The 17,267-nt window shown below is 68.9% G+C and carries 15 protein-coding genes; 6 read left to right on the top strand and 9 right to left on the bottom strand.

What is annotated here, in order from left to right; genetic code table 11:
• Positions 1–26: 26 nt before the first annotated feature.
• From ACSQ9E_RS11565 to ACSQ9E_RS11550, 4 genes are read right to left on the bottom strand one after another with little or no spacing between them, the layout of a single operon-like run.
• The gene (locus tag ACSQ9E_RS11565) at positions 27–500 is read right to left on the bottom strand and encodes a GNAT family N-acetyltransferase (protein WP_436217849.1); all 474 of its coding nucleotides are present in this window, start codon (positions 498–500) and stop codon (positions 27–29) included.
• A complete protein-coding gene (locus tag ACSQ9E_RS11560; protein WP_436217848.1) occupies positions 493–1,836 on the bottom strand; it encodes a 3-deoxy-D-manno-octulosonic acid transferase in 1,344 nt (447 codons plus the stop codon). The genes ACSQ9E_RS11565 and ACSQ9E_RS11560 overlap by 8 nt, the downstream gene beginning before the upstream one ends.
• 8 nt (positions 1,837–1,844) lie before the next feature.
• On the bottom strand, positions 1,845–2,612 hold the full coding sequence (locus tag ACSQ9E_RS11555; protein WP_436217847.1) for a carbon-nitrogen hydrolase family protein: 768 nt from the start codon (positions 2,610–2,612) through the stop codon (positions 1,845–1,847).
• A gap of 50 nt (positions 2,613–2,662) precedes the next feature.
• Positions 2,663–4,051 (bottom strand): phosphomannomutase/phosphoglucomutase, encoded by a 1,389-nt coding sequence (locus tag ACSQ9E_RS11550; RefSeq protein ID WP_436217846.1) that lies wholly within the window; start codon positions 4,049–4,051, stop codon positions 2,663–2,665.
• A 158-nt stretch (positions 4,052–4,209) separates the two neighbouring features.
• Here ACSQ9E_RS11550 and ACSQ9E_RS11545 point away from each other — a divergent pair, with 158 nt between their 5' ends.
• From ACSQ9E_RS11545 to ACSQ9E_RS11525, 5 genes are all read left to right on the top strand, one after another.
• Positions 4,210–5,787, top strand: a complete 1,578-nt coding sequence (locus tag ACSQ9E_RS11545) for a DNA-3-methyladenine glycosylase 2 family protein (RefSeq protein ID WP_436217845.1) — start codon at positions 4,210–4,212, stop codon at positions 5,785–5,787.
• 13 nt (positions 5,788–5,800) lie between these two features.
• Positions 5,801–6,322 carry a methylated-DNA--[protein]-cysteine S-methyltransferase gene (locus ACSQ9E_RS11540; protein ID WP_436178499.1) on the top strand — a complete coding sequence of 174 codons (522 nt, stop codon included), beginning with the start codon at positions 5,801–5,803 and terminating at the stop codon, positions 6,320–6,322.
• Positions 6,319–7,245: a DMT family transporter gene (locus ACSQ9E_RS11535; RefSeq protein WP_436217844.1), complete on the top strand. Its 927-nt coding sequence runs from the start codon at positions 6,319–6,321 to the stop codon at positions 7,243–7,245. Before ACSQ9E_RS11540 ends, ACSQ9E_RS11535 begins: the two co-directional genes overlap by 4 nt.
• Before the next feature lie 133 nt (positions 7,246–7,378).
• On the top strand, positions 7,379–11,215 hold the full coding sequence (locus ACSQ9E_RS11530; protein ID WP_436217843.1) for a sensor domain-containing protein: 3,837 nt from the start codon (positions 7,379–7,381) through the stop codon (positions 11,213–11,215).
• A gap of 63 nt (positions 11,216–11,278) precedes the next feature.
• Positions 11,279–11,779, top strand: coding sequence for a YcxB family protein (locus tag ACSQ9E_RS11525; RefSeq protein WP_157412536.1), 501 nt, complete (start codon positions 11,279–11,281; stop codon positions 11,777–11,779).
• Positions 11,780–11,794: 15 nt separating this feature from the next.
• Here the strand turns inward: ACSQ9E_RS11525 and ACSQ9E_RS11520 are convergent, their stop codons facing one another.
• The 4 genes from ACSQ9E_RS11520 to ACSQ9E_RS11505 all read right to left on the bottom strand — a co-directional run bounded on the left by ACSQ9E_RS11520 (position 11,795) and on the right by ACSQ9E_RS11505 (position 15,978).
• Positions 11,795–13,714, bottom strand: a complete 1,920-nt coding sequence (locus tag ACSQ9E_RS11520) for a propionate--CoA ligase (RefSeq protein WP_436217842.1) — start codon at positions 13,712–13,714, stop codon at positions 11,795–11,797.
• A gap of 81 nt (positions 13,715–13,795) precedes the next feature.
• Positions 13,796–14,200, bottom strand: coding sequence for a hypothetical protein (locus tag ACSQ9E_RS11515; protein ID WP_436217841.1), 405 nt, complete (start codon positions 14,198–14,200; stop codon positions 13,796–13,798).
• A gap of 19 nt (positions 14,201–14,219) precedes the next feature.
• Positions 14,220–14,825, bottom strand: coding sequence for an isochorismatase family protein (locus ACSQ9E_RS11510; protein ID WP_436217840.1), 606 nt, complete (start codon positions 14,823–14,825; stop codon positions 14,220–14,222).
• 64 nt (positions 14,826–14,889) lie between these two features.
• On the bottom strand, positions 14,890–15,978 hold the full coding sequence (locus ACSQ9E_RS11505; protein ID WP_436217839.1) for a PQQ-dependent sugar dehydrogenase: 1,089 nt from the start codon (positions 15,976–15,978) through the stop codon (positions 14,890–14,892).
• Between the two features lie 213 nt (positions 15,979–16,191).
• Here ACSQ9E_RS11505 and ACSQ9E_RS11500 point away from each other — a divergent pair, with 213 nt between their 5' ends.
• Entirely contained in the window at positions 16,192–16,776 is a 585-nt protein-coding gene (locus ACSQ9E_RS11500; protein ID WP_436220211.1) for a C40 family peptidase, read from the top strand.
• A 52-nt stretch (positions 16,777–16,828) separates the two neighbouring features.
• On the opposite strand, the gene ACSQ9E_RS11495 is transcribed toward ACSQ9E_RS11500, so the two are convergent.
• Positions 16,829–17,215: a hypothetical protein gene (locus tag ACSQ9E_RS11495; RefSeq protein WP_436217838.1), complete on the bottom strand. Its 387-nt coding sequence runs from the start codon at positions 17,213–17,215 to the stop codon at positions 16,829–16,831.
• Between the last annotated feature and the right edge of the window lie 52 nt (positions 17,216–17,267).

The raw sequence follows: 17,267 nt of genomic DNA, 5'->3' as shown, positions 1-17,267 counted from the left end.
GGGGCTTTTACACAGCCAAGGCAAGGTCAGCCAGATTCCTGGGCGCTCAAGCCGGCATAGCGTTTGAGAAAGCGCCGCTCATCCGGCGCGTAGCCCTGGGCGGCATAGAAGGCATGCGCTGCAGTCCGGTGGTCGCCGCTAGTCACTTCGGCGCGCACGCAGCCCTGTCCGGTGAAGAAGCGGTCGGCTACGGCGACCAGTGCCTCCCCTACCCCGCGGCCCCGGTGCCCGGCATCGACCACCAGCGAGGTGATGCGGCCGATGCGGCCTTCGGCGTGGAAAAGCTCCATCACGTGCAGGCTGATGACGCCGGCCACACAGCCATCGTCCTCGGCCAGCAGCACGCTGTCACAGGCATTCGCGACGAGGATCGCGAGCTTGCGGACGATCAGCGCCTCATTGGCCTCGTAGCCCAATTGCCCCATCAAGCCAGCGATGGCCGGCGCGTCGGCCGCCACCGCCGTGCGGATGTGCGGCGGAGACGGCTGCGGCTCAGTCATCGACGTCTTCTTCGTGCCGTCCCACCGTGCGCTGGCGCACCAGTTGCAGCAACTCCCGCACCGTGGCGCGGGCGGCACCGCGGTGCTGGCGCGCAAAGCGGGCCGCGCGCTCGCTGGCAGCCGCCTGCTGCGCGGGGTCGCGCGCCAGTTGCATGGCTTGCGCCACCCCGGCCGTGAGGTCGGGCACGCGCTGCGCCGCCCCGGCGGCACAGGCCAGTTCGGCGGCCTCCGCAAAGTTGAAGGTGTGCGGGCCCAGCACCACGGGGCAGCCGCAGGCGGCGGCCTCGATCAGGTTCTGTCCGCCCAGGGGGGCGAAGCTGCCGCCCAGCAACGCCACGTCGGCCATGCCGTAGTACAGGGACATTTCGCCCAGCGAATCGCCCAGCCACACGTCCGCCGGTTCGGGTTGCAGGCTCCAGGTGCTGCGCCGCGACACCGTGAGGCCGGCGCCCTGGAGCAGTTGCTGCACTTCATCGAAGCGCTGCGGATGCCGGGGCACGACCAGCCATTGCACGGGTTGCGCGGCATCTGCGCGCGAGGTGATCCAGGCGCGCACCGCGTCCAGCCACAGCGCCTCTTCGCCTTCGCGGCTACTGGCCAGCATGGCCACCGGGCGCAGGGCCTGCACGCGCCAGGCGCGGCCCAGCTCCAACTGCGCCGCATCGGGCACCACGTCAAACTTGAGGTTGCCGAACACCCCGTGCACCTGCGCGCCGATGGCGTGCAGGCGCTCGGCGTCGTCCTCGGTCTGGGCGTACACGGCGGTCAGCGCGGCATAGGCCGGGCGCGCCAGCGGGGACACGCGCCGGGCCTTGCGCAGCGAGTGTTCATTGAAACGGGCGTTGGCCAGCACCAGCGGCACACCACGCTGCCGGCAGGCGGCCACGAGATTGGGCCAGACCTCGGTCTCCATCAGGATGCCGATGGCCGGGCGGAACTGGCGCAAAAAGCGCAGCACGGCCCCCTGGGTGTCCCAAGGCTGCCACACCTGCACGTCGCCCGCCTGCAGCAGCTTTTCCCCCTCGGCACGGCCGGTGGCGGTGCCATGGGTGAGCAGCAGGCGCATGCCGGGCAGTTGGGCACGCAACTCGGTCAGCAAAATGGCCGCTGCGCGTGTCTCGCCCAGCGACACGGCATGGATCCAGACGAACTGGCCCAGGGGGTCGGTGCTGCTGTGCAGCACCAGGCTGTCGATGGGCTGCGGGTAGCGGCCAAAGCGCTCACCCACGGCTACGGCATAGCCGGGCTCGGCAGCGGCGCGGCGGCGCAGCTTGCGCCGCAGCAGGGGCTGGGCCGCCCAGGTGACCATGGAATACAGGGCGCGTGCGGTGGTCATCCGGGGTCTCATTGCGCGACGACGTCGACCACGCGGCCTTGCCATGCCAGGCCCTGGCGGGAGGCGATGACCAGGCAGGCCCCTGCCCCCGGTGCGGCCACGACGGCCTCGCCCCCCGGCGCCCAGAAGGCGCTGCGGCCTGCACAGGTGTAGCCCCCCGTGGGCGCGCCATGGTTGGTCATGAGCACGGCCAGGCCCAGGTCGGCCGCGTAGCCCTGCAACTGGCTGGAATCCCTGGCATACCCGCCCTCGGAGATCACCGAGCCGCAGGCATACAGGGCTGCCCCGCCCTCCCGTGCCGCCAGGGCGTGTTCGGGGTGGGTGGTGTCGGCACACACGGCCAGGGCCGTGGGCTGGCCCGCGAGCGTGCGCAGGTGGACATTTTCGCTGCCCGCACTGGCAAACTGCTCTTCGCCAGGGTGCAGGTAGCGCTTGCGGTACAGGGCAGCGCTGCCATCGGCCCCGAACACCCAGGCGCCGATGGCCGGCTTGTCCCCCGCCACCACCGGGGCCACGGGTGCGCCCACCACCAGCGCCATGCCGGTGGCCCGGGCGGCGTCGCGCAGGGGCGCGAGCAAGGCATCGTCCGCGCCCAGCACCAGGCCGGCCACCAGTGCAGGCTCATAGCCGGTGAGCGACAGCTCGGGAAACACCAGCAACTGCACGCCATGGCGGGCTGCTGCTTGCACCATGGACAGGTGCCCCTGCACATTGGCCCGTACTTCACCGGGAGCAGAAATCGACTGCGCTGCGGCGATGCACAGCAAGGAAGGCATGGGGGTGGTCAAGGAGAACGCGTTCGAAAAAATGGGATCGGGCCTGGAAATCAGTGGGCGGCCGCACCCAGCTTCGCGTCGGGCTTGACCCGGTGCAGCAGCGCCAGCATGGCCGCCTCGATGCGCGCCAGCGCCTCCTCGGTATGGCCCTCGAAGCGCAGCACCAGCACCGGCGTGGTGTTGCTGGCGCGGATCAGGCCAAAGCCATCCGGCCAGTCCACGCGCAGGCCGTCGATGGTGTTGACCTTGGCAGGTTCACTGAAGGTGCCGGCCGCCAGGGCCTGCAACTCGGCCGTCAGGCGGTGCGGTTCGCCCTCGGCGCACGAGACGTTGAGTTCGGGCGTCGAAAAGCTGGCGGGCAGTGCATTGAGCACGGCGCTCGGGTCGGCATGGCGGCTCAATATCTCGAGCAGGCGGCAGCCGGCGTAGGTGCCGTCGTCAAAGCCGTACCAGCGCTCCTTGAAGAAGATGTGGCCACTCATCTCGCCGCCCAGGGGCGAGTCGAGCTCCTTCATGCGCGCCTTGATCAGGGAGTGGCCGGTCTTGAACATCACCGGCACGCCGCCCGCGGCGGCAATCGCCGGCGCCAGGCGCTGGGTACATTTCACGTCGAACAGGATGTTGCCACCGGGCACGCGCGAGAGCACGTCCTGGGCGAACAGCATCATCTGCCGGTCGGGGAAAATGTTGACGCCGTCGCGTGTGACGATGCCCAGGCGGTCGCCGTCGCCGTCGAAGGCCAGGCCCAGCTCGGCATCGCTGCCCTGCAGCGCGGCGATCAGGTCGCGAAGGTTCTCGGGCTTGCTCGGGTCGGGGTGGTGGTTGGGGAAATTGCCGTCCACCTCGGAAAACAGCTCGATCACCTCGCAGCCCAGGGCGCGGAAGATGCCCGGGGCGGTGGCGCCAGCAATGCCGTTGCCGCAGTCGACCACGATCTTCAGGGGGCGGGCCAGCTTCACATCGCCGATGATGCGCTCGCGGTAGGCGGGCAGCACGTCCACATGGCGCACGCTGCCACCGGGCGCAAGCTGCCAACTCTCTTCTTCCATGGTGCGGCGCAGGGACTGGATCTCCTCGCCATAGATGGCGCGGCCGTTGAGCACCATCTTGAAGCCGTTGTAGTCGCGCGGGTTGTGGCTACCGGTCACCTGGATGCCGCTCTTGCACAGCGTGCTGGCGGCAAAGTACAAGAGGGGCGTGGTGACCATGCCCACGTCGATCACTTCAATGCCCGCCTCCACCAGCCCCTGGATCAGCGCAGCCGACATGGCCGGGCCGGACAGGCGGCCGTCGCGGCCCACGGCCACAGCCGTCTGGCCTTCGGCGCGGGCTGCCGTGCCAAAGGCGCGGCCCAGGCCCAGGGCGACTTCTTCGTTCAGGGTCGACGGCACGATGCCGCGGATGTCATAGGCTTTGAAAATGGCAGGCGTGGGTTGCACGTGGGGGGCCTTTGCTGTGAGCGTTGGAACGGTGCGCTGGATTGTAGGGGGCACCCCATGCTGTGCCGGGGATGCCCCTCAACGGTAGACCAGAGCGCTTGGAGGCACATGTCCGAAAACGGCCAGACTGCTTGTAGGCGGGGCCTATCATTCCAGCCATGCCCACCCCTCTCAGCCCCCTCGGCCCGTCGCCCACCGCTGCCGCTCCAGCGGTGGAGGACGAGGGCCGCTACCTGGCTCTGCAGACCCGCGATGCCCGCTTCGACGGGCGCTTTTTCACAGGCGTGACGTCCACCGGCATCTACTGCCGCCCGGTCTGCTCGGTGCGCACGCCCCGGCGCGAGAACTGCCGCTTCTTTGCCATGGCAGCCCAGGCCGAAAGCGCGGGTTTTCGACCCTGCCTGCGCTGCCGGCCCGAGATGGCGCCGCAGTCCCTGGCTTGGTCGGTGCAAGACGCCTCGGGCATTCTGGTGCAGCAGGCCGTGCGCCTGCTCGACGCTCCCGAGGGCTGGGCACGGGACAACACCCAGGGGGCCACCGTCGCCCGACTGGCCGAGCGCCTGGGCGTGAGCGACCGGCACCTGCGCCGCATCTTCGAGGCGGCCCTGGGCGTCTCCCCGTTGCAGTACCTGCAGACGCGGCGCCTGCTCACCGCCAAGCAGTTGCTGACCGATACCCCCCTGCCCATCACCCAGGTGGCGCTGTCCAGCGGCTTTGGCAGCGTGCGCCGCTTCAACACCGCGTTTGCAGAGCACTACGGGCTCAACCCCACCCAGTTGCGCAAGAGCGGCAGCGTGGAAGGTGCCGGCAGCACCGGCACGCTGCGCCTGGCCTACCGCCCGCCGCTCGATGTGGCGGCGTTGCTGGCTTTCTTCGAGCGCCGTCGCTTTCTAGGGGTGGAATGGGTGCAGCAGGAGGGCGAAGGCGCCCCGGCCCTGCGCCGCACGGTGCGCCTGTCCCCCGCCGTGACCGGCGGGCTGGAAGCCACCGGCTGGCTCAGCGCCCGCTTCGACACCACCCGCCACCAGGTGCTGCTGCAGACCAGCGACAGCCTGTACCCAGTGCTGCCCGTGGTGATCGCCCGGGTGCGCGCCATGCTGGACCTGGATGCCGAGCCCAGCGCCATCAACGCGGTGCTGCACGGGCGCTTCCCCGACGGCGACGGCCTGCGTGTGCCCGGGGCCTTCGATGGCTTCGAGCTGGCCGTGCGCGCCGTGCTCGGCCAGCAGATCACCGTGGCAGCCGCCCGCACGCTGGGCCAGCGGCTGGTGGAGCGGCTGGGCGAGCCGATTGCCACGCCCTGGCCCGAGCTGGGCCGGCTGTTTCCTCCACCCTCCGTGCTGGCGCGGGCCGAGGGCGACGTGCTCGGCCAGATGGGCATCGTGCGCCAGCGCCAGGCGGCCATCGTGGCGTTGGCGCAAGCGGTGGACAGCGGGGCCCTGGCCTTGCATGCCGGTGCCGACGTGGCAGCCACCACGGCGGCCCTGTGCGCCCTGCCCGGCATCGGCGACTGGACCGCGCAGTACATCGCCATGCGCGTGCTGCGCTGGCCCGATGCCTTCCCGGCGGGCGACGTGGCATTGCACAAGGCCCTCGGCGTGCAGGGCCAGAAGAACCCGGCCCGCGCCGCTACCGAGGCATCGGCGGCCTGGCGCCCGTGGCGCAGCTATGCCGTGCTGCGCGCCTGGGCGCAGCTGCCCCTGCCCGGCGCCGCCGCTGCACAAAAACCCCTCTGAATCAGCCCCTCTCATGCAATTCCATCCTGCCACGGTGCAATCGCGCACCCCTTCTCCGCTCGGCCCGGTGCGCCTGGCTGCCTCCCCCCAGGGCCTGGTCGGCCTGTGGTTCGACGGCCAGCGGCACCAGCCCACCGCCTTGCTGGACGGGCCAGGCGCCTGGCCCGAAGCGCCCGGCCATGCCCTGATGCTGGAAGCCGCCACGCAGCTGCAGCAGTTCCTGCACGGCAAGCGCAGGGGCTTCGACCTGCCGCTGGACCTGTCGGGCGGCACGCCCTTTCAGCAGGAGGTATGGCGCGCGCTGCTGGCCATCGCCTGCGGCGCCACCACCACCTATGGTGCCCTGAGCCAGGACCTGGGCCGCCCGCGCGCGGTGCGGGCCGTGGGCGCCGCCGTCGGGCGCAATCCCGTGAGCGTCATCGTGCCCTGCCACCGGGTGCTGGGCGCCGACGGCAGCCTGACCGGGTATGCCGGTGGCCTGGACCGCAAGGACGCCCTGCTGGCCATCGAAGGCGCGCGCCCGCTGGCGGCATGAGCGATTGCGGATCCAAACCCGTCTCCGCCTGGATCGGCGAGTTCGTGCTGCTGGCCTCGCTTTGGGGAGCGTCCTTTCTGTTCATGCGCATGGGCGCCTCGGAGTTCGGGCCTCTGCCCACGGCCGGGCTGCGCGTTGCCCTGGCCACCGTCTTCCTGTGGCCCATCATGCGGCGCCAAGGCCATTGGCCCGCCTTGCGCCGCCACTGGCGGCCCATCGTGGTGGCCGGCATCATCAACTCGGCCATCCCGTTCGCGCTGTTCTCCTGGGCGGTGCTGCACATCGCCACCGGGCTCAGTTCCATCCTGAATGCCACCGTGCCCCTGTTTGGTGCGCTGATCGCCTGGCTGTGGCTGGGCGACCGCATCGGCCGCCTGCGCTGGGTCGGGCTGGCGCTGGGATTTCTCGGGGTCGCACTGCTGGCATGGAAGGCCCCGGCGGGCACGGGCTTCAAGACCGAGCAGGCGCTGTGGGCCATCGGCGCCTGCCTGCTGGCGTCGGCGTTCTATGGGCTGGCGGCCAGCTTTGCGCGCACCCGCCTGGTGGGCATCCCGCCACTGGCCATCGCCACGGGCAGCCAGCTGGGTGCGGCGCTCGGGCTGGCACTGCCCACCCTCTGGCTGTGGCCTGCGCAGATGCCAGGACCCCGCGCCTGGGGCGCCATCGTCGCCATCGCCGTGCTGTGCACAGGCATTGCCTACATCCTGTATTTTCGGTTTATCGCCCATGCCGGTCCGAGCCGGGCTCTGGCGGTGACATTCCTGACCCCGGTGTTCGCCCTGCTCTACGGTGCCCTGTTCCTTGAGGAGCGCATCACCGTGTGGACGGTGGGCTGCGCACTCGTGATCGTCACGGGCACGCTGTTGTCAACCGGGCTTGTCAGGACGCGCGGCCCCGCCTTGGAGGCCCCGGAACGGCCCTAAACTCGATGCATGGCCTTTGTTGCGTCGGTTTTCGGCACGCTTTCACACGCCACGGGATCGCCGTGCAAGCCTGACGCCACCCGCAAGGCGGCGGGCGCAAGCCTGCGTGCAATCACACCGGGCCGCGGGCACCATGGCGCATAACACCCTGCTGGCGGGCAGCCTGCTCCTGCTGCTGGCCGTTCTGGCCCTGGCCCTGCTGCCGCCCATGGAGGTGCTGGCCCCTTCGCGGCGCACCGAATGGCTGGCGGGCGTGGCCGGCGGCCTCGTGTCGGCGGCCATGCTGGGCATGCTCAATTTTCAGGCGCTGGGCCCCGGCATGGTGGTCTACCCGACGGCTACGGCCTTTGTGGCCCTGTGCTTTGGCGCCCGGGCAACCGCACTCACCGCAGGCCTGGCCCTGCTGGCAGGGACCTGGATACAGGGCTCAGCTTCGCTTGTCGGCGCCTGGGTGCTGGCCGGCGCCTGGGCCACCGGGGCCTTGTGGCGGCAACTGGCGCTGCGCAGCGGGCGCAGCAGCTGGCGCGAATTGCTGGGCCTGGCACTGACACTGCCCGTGGTCAGCGGGTTCGTTCAGACGGTGGCCGGCATCTCCGCACCCGGCCTCGCCTGGGCGGACTGGTGGACGAATCTGCCCTGGAACCATGGCGTCGGCATTGCGGTGCTGGGCGCCTGCCGCCTGCTGCTGATCGGCAAGGCCCAGTCGCTGGCGACCACTACGTCGGCCCTGCACGCCCTCGGCCAGCGCGAGCAGCAGTTGCGCATGGCCCTTGAATCCTTGAATGGTGGCCGCTGGGAGTGGGACGTGGACACGCGCCAGTTCCGCTGCGAAGGCAGTTTCTACGACCTGTTCGGCATCACCGCAGCCGATCGCGCGGCGCCAGACCTGTGGCAACGCTGGTACGACCTGCGCCACCCGGTGGACAGGGAGCGCAACGCCGCCCGGCTGGCCCGTGCCATGGATGGGCTGGAGGAGTCCTACGAAGCCGAGTTCCGCGTGCGCGATACCGCCGGACGCTGGCGCTGGCTGATGTCACGCGGCATGGTGGCGCTGCGCGATGCCAAGGGCCAGCCGCTGCGCATGATCGGCATGGACGTGGACATCTCCGCGAACCGCGAAGCGCAGCAGGCGCTGCGTGACTCGGAGGCCAAATACACCTCCTTCTACCAGACGCTGCCTGACGCGGCGGGCATCAGCCGTGTCTCGGATGGCCGCTATATCGACGTGAATCCCGCGTTCTGCGAGCTGCTGGGCATCCCGCATGACCAGGTGCTGGGCCGCACCTCGACCGAGCTCAGGATCTGGGCCACCGACGAGGAGCGCAAGCGCCTGCTGGACGCCTTCCAGCGCCACGGCCAGGTGGACCGGTTGCCCCTGGTGGCGCAGCGGGGCGGAGTGCGCATTCCGGGGCTGATGTCGGCACGGTCCGTGCTTGTGGATGGGGAAGACTGTTTTGTCTTCGTTTTCCACGACATGACCGAAGCCCAACGCACCAGCGACGAGTTGCGCGCACTCAACGGGCTCCTGCAGCAGGCCGGCCGGCTGGCACGCCTGGGCGCCTGGGAGGACGTGCGCGGCCAGGGCCTGGTCTACTGGTCGGACGTGTGCTTTGACATCCACGGCATGCCGCCCGGCTCGCCGTTGCCGGGCGACTACATCGACCGCATGGTGGCCCCCGCCCACCGCGAGACGCTGCGCAACCATTTTCGCTCCAGCATCCTCGAGCGCGCCGAGTGGAGCATGGAGCTGGAAGTGCACCACACCGATGGCCGGCTGGTCTGGGTGCGTGCCCGCGGCGAGCCCGTCATCGAAAACGGCCGCGTCACCCGCGTGCGCGGGGTCATGCAGGACATCGACGAAGCCAAGCGCGCCACCGAGCGCCTGCGCCAGTCCGAGGAGCGGTTCTCGCGCATCTTTCAGCTCATGCCCTTCCCCATGGGCCTGTCACGCCGCAGCGATGGGCAGTACCTGGATGTGAACCCGGCCTGGGAGGCCCTGCTGGGCATACCACGAGAGGAAGCCGTGGGCCGCACCGCCGTGGAGTTGGGCATCTTCACCCAGGAAGAGCGCCAGCGGCTGATACAGGCCTTTGACCGGGCGGGCCCGCAGGCCAGCCATGAGGTGACCCTGCATGGCCGGCCCAACACCCGGCTGACCGTGCTGCAGTCCATGCGCGCCATCGATTTCGACGGCGAACCCTGCTGGCTGTTCTCGGTGCATGACATCACCGACCGCAAGCGGTACGAAGAGCAGATCCGCGAGCGCGAGGAGCTGCTGTCGCTCACCATCTCCGCCGCTTCCCTGGGCCTGTGGGACTGGGACATGGCGCGCGGCACCATCACCGGTGACAGCCGATGGGCCACCATGCAGGGCAGAACGCCGGGCCCCATCGCGCAGACTTCGGTACGCTGGACCAGCGCGGTGGCGGCGGACGACATCGACCGCATCACGGCCGAAGTGGCGCGCCATGCGGCACGGCCGGCCACGCCCTTCGATGCCACCTGGAAAGTACCCGCCCCCCACGAGGGCACGCGCTGGGTGCGCAACCTGGGCAAGATCGTGAGCTTTGGCGCCGACGGTCAGCCCCTGCGCATGCTGGGCGTGGCGCTGGACGTGACCCCCCAGCGCGAGCAGGAGGTGCTGCTTCACAAGCTGGCGCACTTCGACGCCCTTACCGGTCTGCCCAACCGCGTGCTGCTGGCGCGCAGGCTGCAAGAGTGCCTGGACCAGGCGCGCGAACATGGCACCCAGCTCGGGGTGGGCTACCTGGACCTCGACGGTTTCAAGCCCGTGAACGACCGCCTGGGCCATGGCGCGGGCGACCGCCTGCTGGTGATGGTGGCGGGCCGGCTCTCGCGCGCCCTGCGCCCCGGTGACAGCGTGGCCCGCCTGGGCGGCGACGAGTTCGTGATGCTGTTGCCCGACCTGGCCGACACCGCCGAGTGCGAGCGCATGCTGGGCCGGGTGATGGAGAACATCTCCGCTCCCTACGCGCTGGACACCGAGCGGGTGGTGGTCACCGCCAGCATCGGCTACACCGTGTACCCGCTGGACGAGGCCGACGCCGACACCCTGCTGCGCCATGCCGACCAGGCCATGTATGCGGCCAAGCAGGCCGGGCGCAACCGCTTCCATCAGTTCGATGCGGCGCAGGAGCGGGCCCTGGTGGCGCAGCGCGAGCAAGGCAAGCACCTGCAGGACGCCATTGCGGGCGCGCAGTTCATCCTGCACCTGCAGCCCAAAGTGGACATGCGCAGCGGCGCCATCGTGGGCGCCGAGGCCCTGTCCCGCTGGCAGCACCCCGAACGCGGCCTGCTGCCGCCCGGTGCCTTTTTGCCGCTGCTGGAAGGCACCGAGCTCGAGATCGGCTTTGGCCAATGGGTGGTCGAGGCCGCCCTGACCCTGCTCAGGCGGCTGAACGGCCATGGCCTGGCCCTGCCCCTGAGCATCAACATCTCGGCCCTGCACCTGCAGCACCCCGGCTTTGCCGGCTGGATGGCGCACATGCTGGCCGAGCATTCGGACATCGACCCGCGCCAGGTGGAGATCGAGATCACCGAGAGTGCCGCGCTCTACGACATCAGCGCCGTGGCCGCCACGCTGACGCAACTGCGCGAGCTGGGCGTCACCGTGTCGCTCGACGACTTCGGCACCGGCTATTCGTCGCTGACCTACCTGCGCCGCCTGCCTATGGACACGCTCAAGATCGACCAGAGCTTCGTGCACGGCATGATGGGCGACCCCGGCGACCTGGCCATCGTGCAGGGCGTGATCGGCCTGGCACGCTCCTTCGGCTACCGCGTCATCGCCGAGGGGGTGGAAACCATCGAGCAGGGCCAGATGCTGCAGCAACTGGGCTGCGCCCAGGCCCAGGGCTACTGCATCGCGCGGCCCATGGCCATGGAGCAGTTCGTGGACTGGGCCGCCCAGTGGCAGACGCCGGCGGGATGGCAGCGGCAGCGGCACTAGGGCGGCTAAGCACGGCCTGCAGCAGATGGCACACTGCAGCCATTTCGCCATGCCTTGATTGCCATGCCCCTGGAAACCACCCTGCACTACCACCCCGACCTGGTGCGCCACGCCGTCATCTGCTTCTGGCGCCGCTCGACGGGCCGGCGCACGCTGCTGGTCAGCGCGGCGCTGGCTATCTGGTTCGGGGTGTTGGTGGCGCGCGGCGACCGGTCCTGGCAGATCGGCGTGACCGGGGCGGCGGTGGCCATCAGCCTGCTGGTGTGCGCCACCGTCTATGTGGTGCACTACCGCAATGCCATGGGCAAGCTGCGCGACATGGGCGGCACGCCAGAGGCCACGCTGCGGGCGGACGAGCACAGCTTCACGCTCGCCTCGGCTGCGGGCCTGGCCACCTTGCCCTGGTCCAGCGTGAAGGAGGTCTGGCAGTTCGAGCGCGTCTGGCTGCTGCTCTTCTCTCCGGCCCAGTTCAGTACCCTGCCGGTGGCCGACCTGTCGCCCGAGATGCAGGCCCTCATCGGGGCCAGCGTGCGCGGCACCGGTGGCAAGGTCCACCGGCTCTGAAGAAAGCGCTCCGCGCTATCCCACCAGTTCCCGCACCTGCTGCAGCGCTGCCGGGTCTTCCATGGTGGTCAGGTCGCCCGGATCGCGCCGCTCGGCCACGGCCTGCAGGGCGCGGCGCAGCAGCTTGCCGCTGCGCGTCTTGGGCAGCACGGTCACGAAGTGCACGCGCGAGGGCCGGGCCACGGCGCCGAGCTGTTGGTCCACGCGCTGCATGACTTCGCCCTCGAGCTTCAGGCGCGCAGCCGGGTCGTCGAGTCCGCTGGCATCGCGCGCCACCGCGAAGGCCATGGCCACCTGGCCCTTGAGCGCATCGGCCACGCCCACCACCGCCACCTCGGCGATGTTGGGGTGTGAGGCGATGCTCTCCTCGATCTCGCGCGTGCCCAGGCGGTGGCCGGCGACGTTGATGACGTCGTCGGTGCGGCCCAGGATGAAGTGGTAGCCATCGGCATCGCGGATGCCCCAGTCGAAGGTGCTGTAGATCAGCTTGCCGGGGATGCTCTTCCAGTAGGTGTTGACGAAGCGCTCGTCGTCGCGCCACACCGTCTGCATGCAGCCGGGCGGCAGAGGCCCCTCGATGGCGACCACGCCCTTCTGGTTGGCACCAGTCAGTTCCTCCCCCGTGGATTCGTCGATCAGCTTCACGGCATAGCCGTACATGGCCTTGCCCGGGCTGCCGAAGCGCGTGGTCTGCTGCTCGATGCCATTGGCCAGCGTGAGGATGGGCCAGCCGGTCTCGGTCTGCCAGTAGTTGTCGATGATGGGCACGCGCAGCGCATCGCTGATCCACTGGGCGGTGGGCTCGTCCAGCGGCTCGCCGGCCAGCCACAGGGCCTTGAGGCTCGATACGTCGTACTTGCGCAGCCAGCTCGCGTCCTGCTTCTTGAGCACGCGCACGGCCGTGGGGGCCGAGAACATGTGGGTGACCTGGTACTTCTCGACGATGCTCCACCACACCCCCGCGTCGGGCCGGGTCGGCAGGCCTTCGTACATGATGGTGGTCATGCCCGCGATCAGCGGCCCGTAGACAATGTAGCTGTGGCCCACCACCCAGCCGATGTCGCTGGTGGCGAAGTAGGTGTCGCCGGGCTTGGCGTCGAAGATGTGCTTCATGCTGGCAGCCAGGGCCACCGCATAGCCACCCGTGTCACGCTGCACGCCCTTGGGCTTGCCGGTGGTGCCGCTGGTGTACAGGGTGTAGCTCGGGTGGATGGATTCCACCCACTCGCAGGGCACTACGGCGTTCAGGTGCTGCGCCCGCAGAGCGGCCCAGTCATGGTCGCGGCCGGGGTGCAGCTGCATGGGTGCCAGGCCCCGGTTGACCATGAGCACCGCGGCCGGCTTGTGGCGCGACTGGACGATGGCCTCATCGAGCAGCGGCTTGTAGGGCACGACCTTGCCGCCGCGTGAACCAGCATCGGCGCTGACCACGGCCACGGGCTCGGCGTCCTCGATGCGCGAAGCCAGCGAGCCCGATGCGAAGCCGCCAAACACCACCGAATGCAGCGCCCCGATGCGCGCACAGGCCAGCATGGCAAACGCCGCCTCGGCGATCATGGGCATGTAGATCAGCACGCGGTCGCCCTTCTTCACGCCCAGGGCCCGCAGCACGGCCGCCATGCGCTGCACCTCGGCATGCAACTCGGCAAAGCTGTAGCTGCGCTCGCTGTCCGTCTCGGTGGAGATGGCCACCAGCGCCGGTTGGTCGGCCCGCGCGGCCAGGTGCCGGTCCACCGCGTTGTGGCACAGGTTGGTGGTGCCGCCCACATACCACCGCGCAAAAGGCGGGTTGCTGTAGTCGCAGATCTGCTGGGGCGGGGTCTGCCAGTCGATGAGGGTGGCCTGCTCGGCCCAGAAGGCATCAGGCTGCTCGAGGGAGTGGCGGTAGAAATCTGCGTAGCGCGTCATGCGGTGTCTCCTGCATCTCGTCTGCACTCCTCGGCTGGGAGCGCATTTCTGAATTCATAATTATTCATGATGGGCTTGCTGCAAGCTGACGCACAGACCCGCCGATCTTCAGGGCGTCTTCCCTTCCAAGCGCTCGCGCACCCGCTTGCTGGGGTCCTGGAGCAGCAGGCGCGAGATTTCGGACCGCTGAGGCTCCGCAAGATCCTCCACATGGCAAGCCACGCGAAAGCGTACCGTCGCGCTGCGATGCGCGGCAAGCTCGGTCCACAAGGCCTGTGTGGCGGGATAGTCGGTGCCCAGCTTGCGCAACCAGCCGCCGGCAGACTCCCAGGTCCCCGACTGGCCCTCGACCAAGGCGGTGCGCAGGCAACCCAGCACCACCACCTCGGAGTCATGCCCTTCCAGTAGGTCATGGACAGCTTCGATCACCGCCACCAGCAGGGCTGCTTTTTCAGGGGACCCGACGAAACGCACCGCATGCTGGACCTCATGGGCGCGGCCAAAGGTGAACATGTGCCTGCCAGCGCCTCGCTTACTTGATCAGCGCCAGCACGTCCTTGAAGTCAGGGTGCTCGCAGCTGCCCAGCCATTCGAAAGCCACCATCTCGGTGGTCACCAGCTCGGCGCCCGCGCCAGCCAGGCGGTCGAAGGCGGCGTCGCGGTTGCGGTCGGTGCGCGAGCCGCAGGCGTCGGTCACCACCCAGACCTCGAACTCGTCCTCGATCAGGTCCAGCGCGGTCTGCAGCAGGCAGACATGGGCCTCGCAGCCGGCGATGACGATGGTGCCGCGCTCGGGTGCCTGCTGGGCAGGCTTTTGCAGGTGCTTGGGCAGGCTGCGTGCATTGCCGCCCTGCTGGGCCTTGGCGGGGGGGCGCAGCCATTCGCCCAGGCCTTCTTCGGCGGCGCTGAAGTGCATCTTGGCCAGGGTCTTGGCGCACAGCGCGCGCAGCGCCGGGTCATTGGGGCCCAGGCGCGAGGGGTTCTGCTCGGTACCCCAGACCGGCACCTCCAGCAGCTTCGCGATCTGCGCCAGACGGCGGGCATTGGCCAGCACGGCAGCGCCTTCGGCAATGGCGGGCATCAGGCGTTCCTGGTAATCCACCAGGACGAGTTGGGATTCGGAGGCGTCGAGCAGCATGGCGTGTACCGGCAATTCAATGGGAATGCCCCATTGTCGCAGCCCCAGGACCCTGAGCGGAGCTTCAGGGCGCCGGTGCCAGCCGCAGCAGGCGCCCCTGCGGGCTGTCGGTCAGCAGGTAGAGCCAGCCATCGGGCCCCTGGCGCACATCGCGGATGCGCTCGTTGTTGCCCTGCAGCAGCTTCTCCTCGCGCTGCACTTTGCCGCCCGCCACTTCGAGCCGGTGCAGCGTGCCGAACTTGAGCGAGCCCACGAACAGGCTGCCGCGCCAGGCGGCGCCATAGCGGTCACTGGTCAGGAAGGCCATGCCCGAGGGCGCTATGGACGGCACCCAGTAGTGCACCGGCTGCTCCATGCCCGCCTTGGCCGTGCCCTCGCCCACCTTGCCACCGCCGTAGTTCTCGCCATAAGTAATCACCGGCCATCCATAGTTGCGGCCCGGCTGGGGCAGGTTGATCTCGTCACCCCCCTGGGGGCCATGCTCGTGCATCCACAGCTTGCCGTCCGGCGCCAGCGTGGCACCCTGGGCATTGCGGTGGCCGTAGCTCCAGATCTCGGGCAAGGCGCCTGCGCGCTCGCGAAACGGGTTGTCGGCCGGCACCGCACCATCGGGCGTGATGCGCACGATCTTGCCGTGGTGATTGTCGAGCTTTTGCGCATCGTCCTTGCGGTGGTAACGCTCGCCCAGGGCCAAAAACAGGTTGCCGTCACCCGCTTGCACGATGCGGCAGCCAAAGTGCAGGTTGCTCGCCACCTTGGGCTTCTGGCTGAAGATGACCTTCACGTCCTGCAGCGAGCGGTTGTCCGGGGCCAGGGTGGCACGTGCCAGCGCCGTGCTGTTGTCCGAGGTGCCAGCGGCGCCGGGCTCCGAATAGCAAAAGAAGATGCGGCGGTTCTTCGCAAAGTCGGTGTCGGCCACCACGTCGAGCAGGCCGCCCTGACCCCCTGCGGCAATGCTCGGCAGGCCCGCCAGCGCCGGGCCGAGCTGGCCATTGGCCTCCACCACCCGCATGCGGCCAGGCCGTTCGGTGACCAGAAAGCGGCCTTCAGGCAGAAACGCCACGGCCCACGGGTTCACCAGACCGGTGGCCACTGACGCCAAGGTGACAGCCTTGGCGGGCGCGGAGGTCGCCTGGGCATGGACGCTCCCCACGTTTGCGGATGCTACGCAAAAAAGAGCAAGAAACCCCACGGCGCGCGCAGAAATGCGGCATTTCGATGTCAGATACATGTCAACCTTGGTGGCCCTGGGTTCCATGCAACCCACTGGTATAAGGGAACGGAGAAGGCAAGTCCAGCACACACATGCAGGCATACGTGACTTCCCTCACAAAACGGGCAATTTAGCGTGGTACCCTTCGCCCCCATGTCCAAATGGTTTTGCACCCTCCTCATGGCTTGCGCTGTCAGCGCACAGGCTGCACCATCCACCGGTCAAGCGGATGACATGGAGCGAATACTGATGGACAAGGGGCTCCTGTCCCAGCTCAAGGACATGCAGCACACCGTGGCCGACAAGGCCCACACGGTGGCGGACAAGGCGTCCGATCTGGTGGGCAATGCCATGGGCTTCCTGGGCGTCCGCTACAAGCGTGGCGGCAACAGTGCCGAAACCGGCTTCGACTGCAGCGGTTTCGTCCGCGCCATGTACGAGCAGACGGTGGGCCTTTTGCTCCCCCGCCGTGCAGACCAGCAGGCCGCCACCACCACGGTGATCGACAAGAAGGAACTGCAGCCCGGCGATCTGGTGTTCTTCAACACCATGCGCCGTGCGTTCAGCCATGTGGGTATCTACGTGGGTGATGGCAAATTCATTCACTCTCCTCGCAGTGGATCGGAAATCCGGGTCGAAGACATGCGTGTTTCCTACTGGCAGCGCCGCTTCGATGGGGCGCGCCGCGTCACTCCCGAGGCCAGCGCGGTCGAAACCAGCGCCCCTTCCGCGAAGTAAACCGCGTCAGCAGCCACGTGAAAAGCGCGCCTCGGCGCGCTTTTGCGTTGGGTCATGGCTTGACCACATAGGTGGATTCTGTGCCGCGAATGGGGCCGCCCGTCACGTTGACCGGCCGTGCATTCGGGTTGCGCAGGAATTCCTTGGCGGCAGCCATGTCCGCCTGGTAGCGGGCCCGGGCCTGCGCCTCGCATGGGCGCCGCTCGGCAGCGGCCAGGGTGCGGCACTCCTCCAGGGCGACCTTCATTCCGCCACCCGCCTCGCGGATGGCCGTGTTGTAGCGCTGCTGCGGCGTCATGTCCGCCACAGCACCACGCTGCAGCGATGCTTCATCGCCCTGGGCATAGGCAGTCGATGGGGAGGCAGAAAACACCCCGACCACCAGCGCGATGGCAGCCACGAAGGAGGTGGGAGAGATGGGAGGGATCAATGGACGCATGGCGGGCCTCTTTCTGGCGGTGCTGGGCATGTCCATGACTCTAGGCATTCCG

This window comes from Acidovorax sp. LjRoot118 (assembly GCF_964253575.1).
Classification (GTDB): domain Bacteria; phylum Pseudomonadota; class Gammaproteobacteria; order Burkholderiales; family Burkholderiaceae_C; genus Acidovorax.
The sequence above is the reverse complement of the archived record's forward strand: the minus strand, read 5'-3'. Positions and strand labels throughout refer to the sequence as shown.

Excerpts from the sequence above, each read along its gene's own strand:
- ACSQ9E_RS11500 (WP_436220211.1), top strand. The coding sequence starts at position 16,192 with ATGTCCAAATGGTTTTGCACCCTCCTCATGGCTTGCGCTGTCAGCGCA.
- ACSQ9E_RS11495 (WP_436217838.1), bottom strand. The coding sequence starts at position 17,215 with ATGCGTCCATTGATCCCTCCCATCTCTCCCACCTCCTTCGTGGCTGCC.
- ACSQ9E_RS11565 (WP_436217849.1), bottom strand. The coding sequence starts at position 500 with ATGACTGAGCCGCAGCCGTCTCCGCCGCACATCCGCACGGCGGTGGCG.
- ACSQ9E_RS11545 (WP_436217845.1), top strand. The coding sequence starts at position 4,210 with ATGCCCACCCCTCTCAGCCCCCTCGGCCCGTCGCCCACCGCTGCCGCT.
- ACSQ9E_RS11530 (WP_436217843.1), top strand. The coding sequence starts at position 7,379 with ATGGCGCATAACACCCTGCTGGCGGGCAGCCTGCTCCTGCTGCTGGCC.
- ACSQ9E_RS11555 (WP_436217847.1), bottom strand. The coding sequence starts at position 2,612 with ATGCCTTCCTTGCTGTGCATCGCCGCAGCGCAGTCGATTTCTGCTCCC.
- ACSQ9E_RS11535 (WP_436217844.1), top strand. The coding sequence starts at position 6,319 with ATGAGCGATTGCGGATCCAAACCCGTCTCCGCCTGGATCGGCGAGTTC.
- ACSQ9E_RS11525 (WP_157412536.1), top strand. The coding sequence starts at position 11,279 with ATGCCCCTGGAAACCACCCTGCACTACCACCCCGACCTGGTGCGCCAC.
- ACSQ9E_RS11540 (WP_436178499.1), top strand. The coding sequence starts at position 5,801 with ATGCAATTCCATCCTGCCACGGTGCAATCGCGCACCCCTTCTCCGCTC.
- ACSQ9E_RS11515 (WP_436217841.1), bottom strand. The coding sequence starts at position 14,200 with ATGTTCACCTTTGGCCGCGCCCATGAGGTCCAGCATGCGGTGCGTTTC.
- ACSQ9E_RS11560 (WP_436217848.1), bottom strand. The coding sequence starts at position 1,836 with ATGACCACCGCACGCGCCCTGTATTCCATGGTCACCTGGGCGGCCCAG.
- ACSQ9E_RS11510 (WP_436217840.1), bottom strand. The coding sequence starts at position 14,825 with ATGCTGCTCGACGCCTCCGAATCCCAACTCGTCCTGGTGGATTACCAG.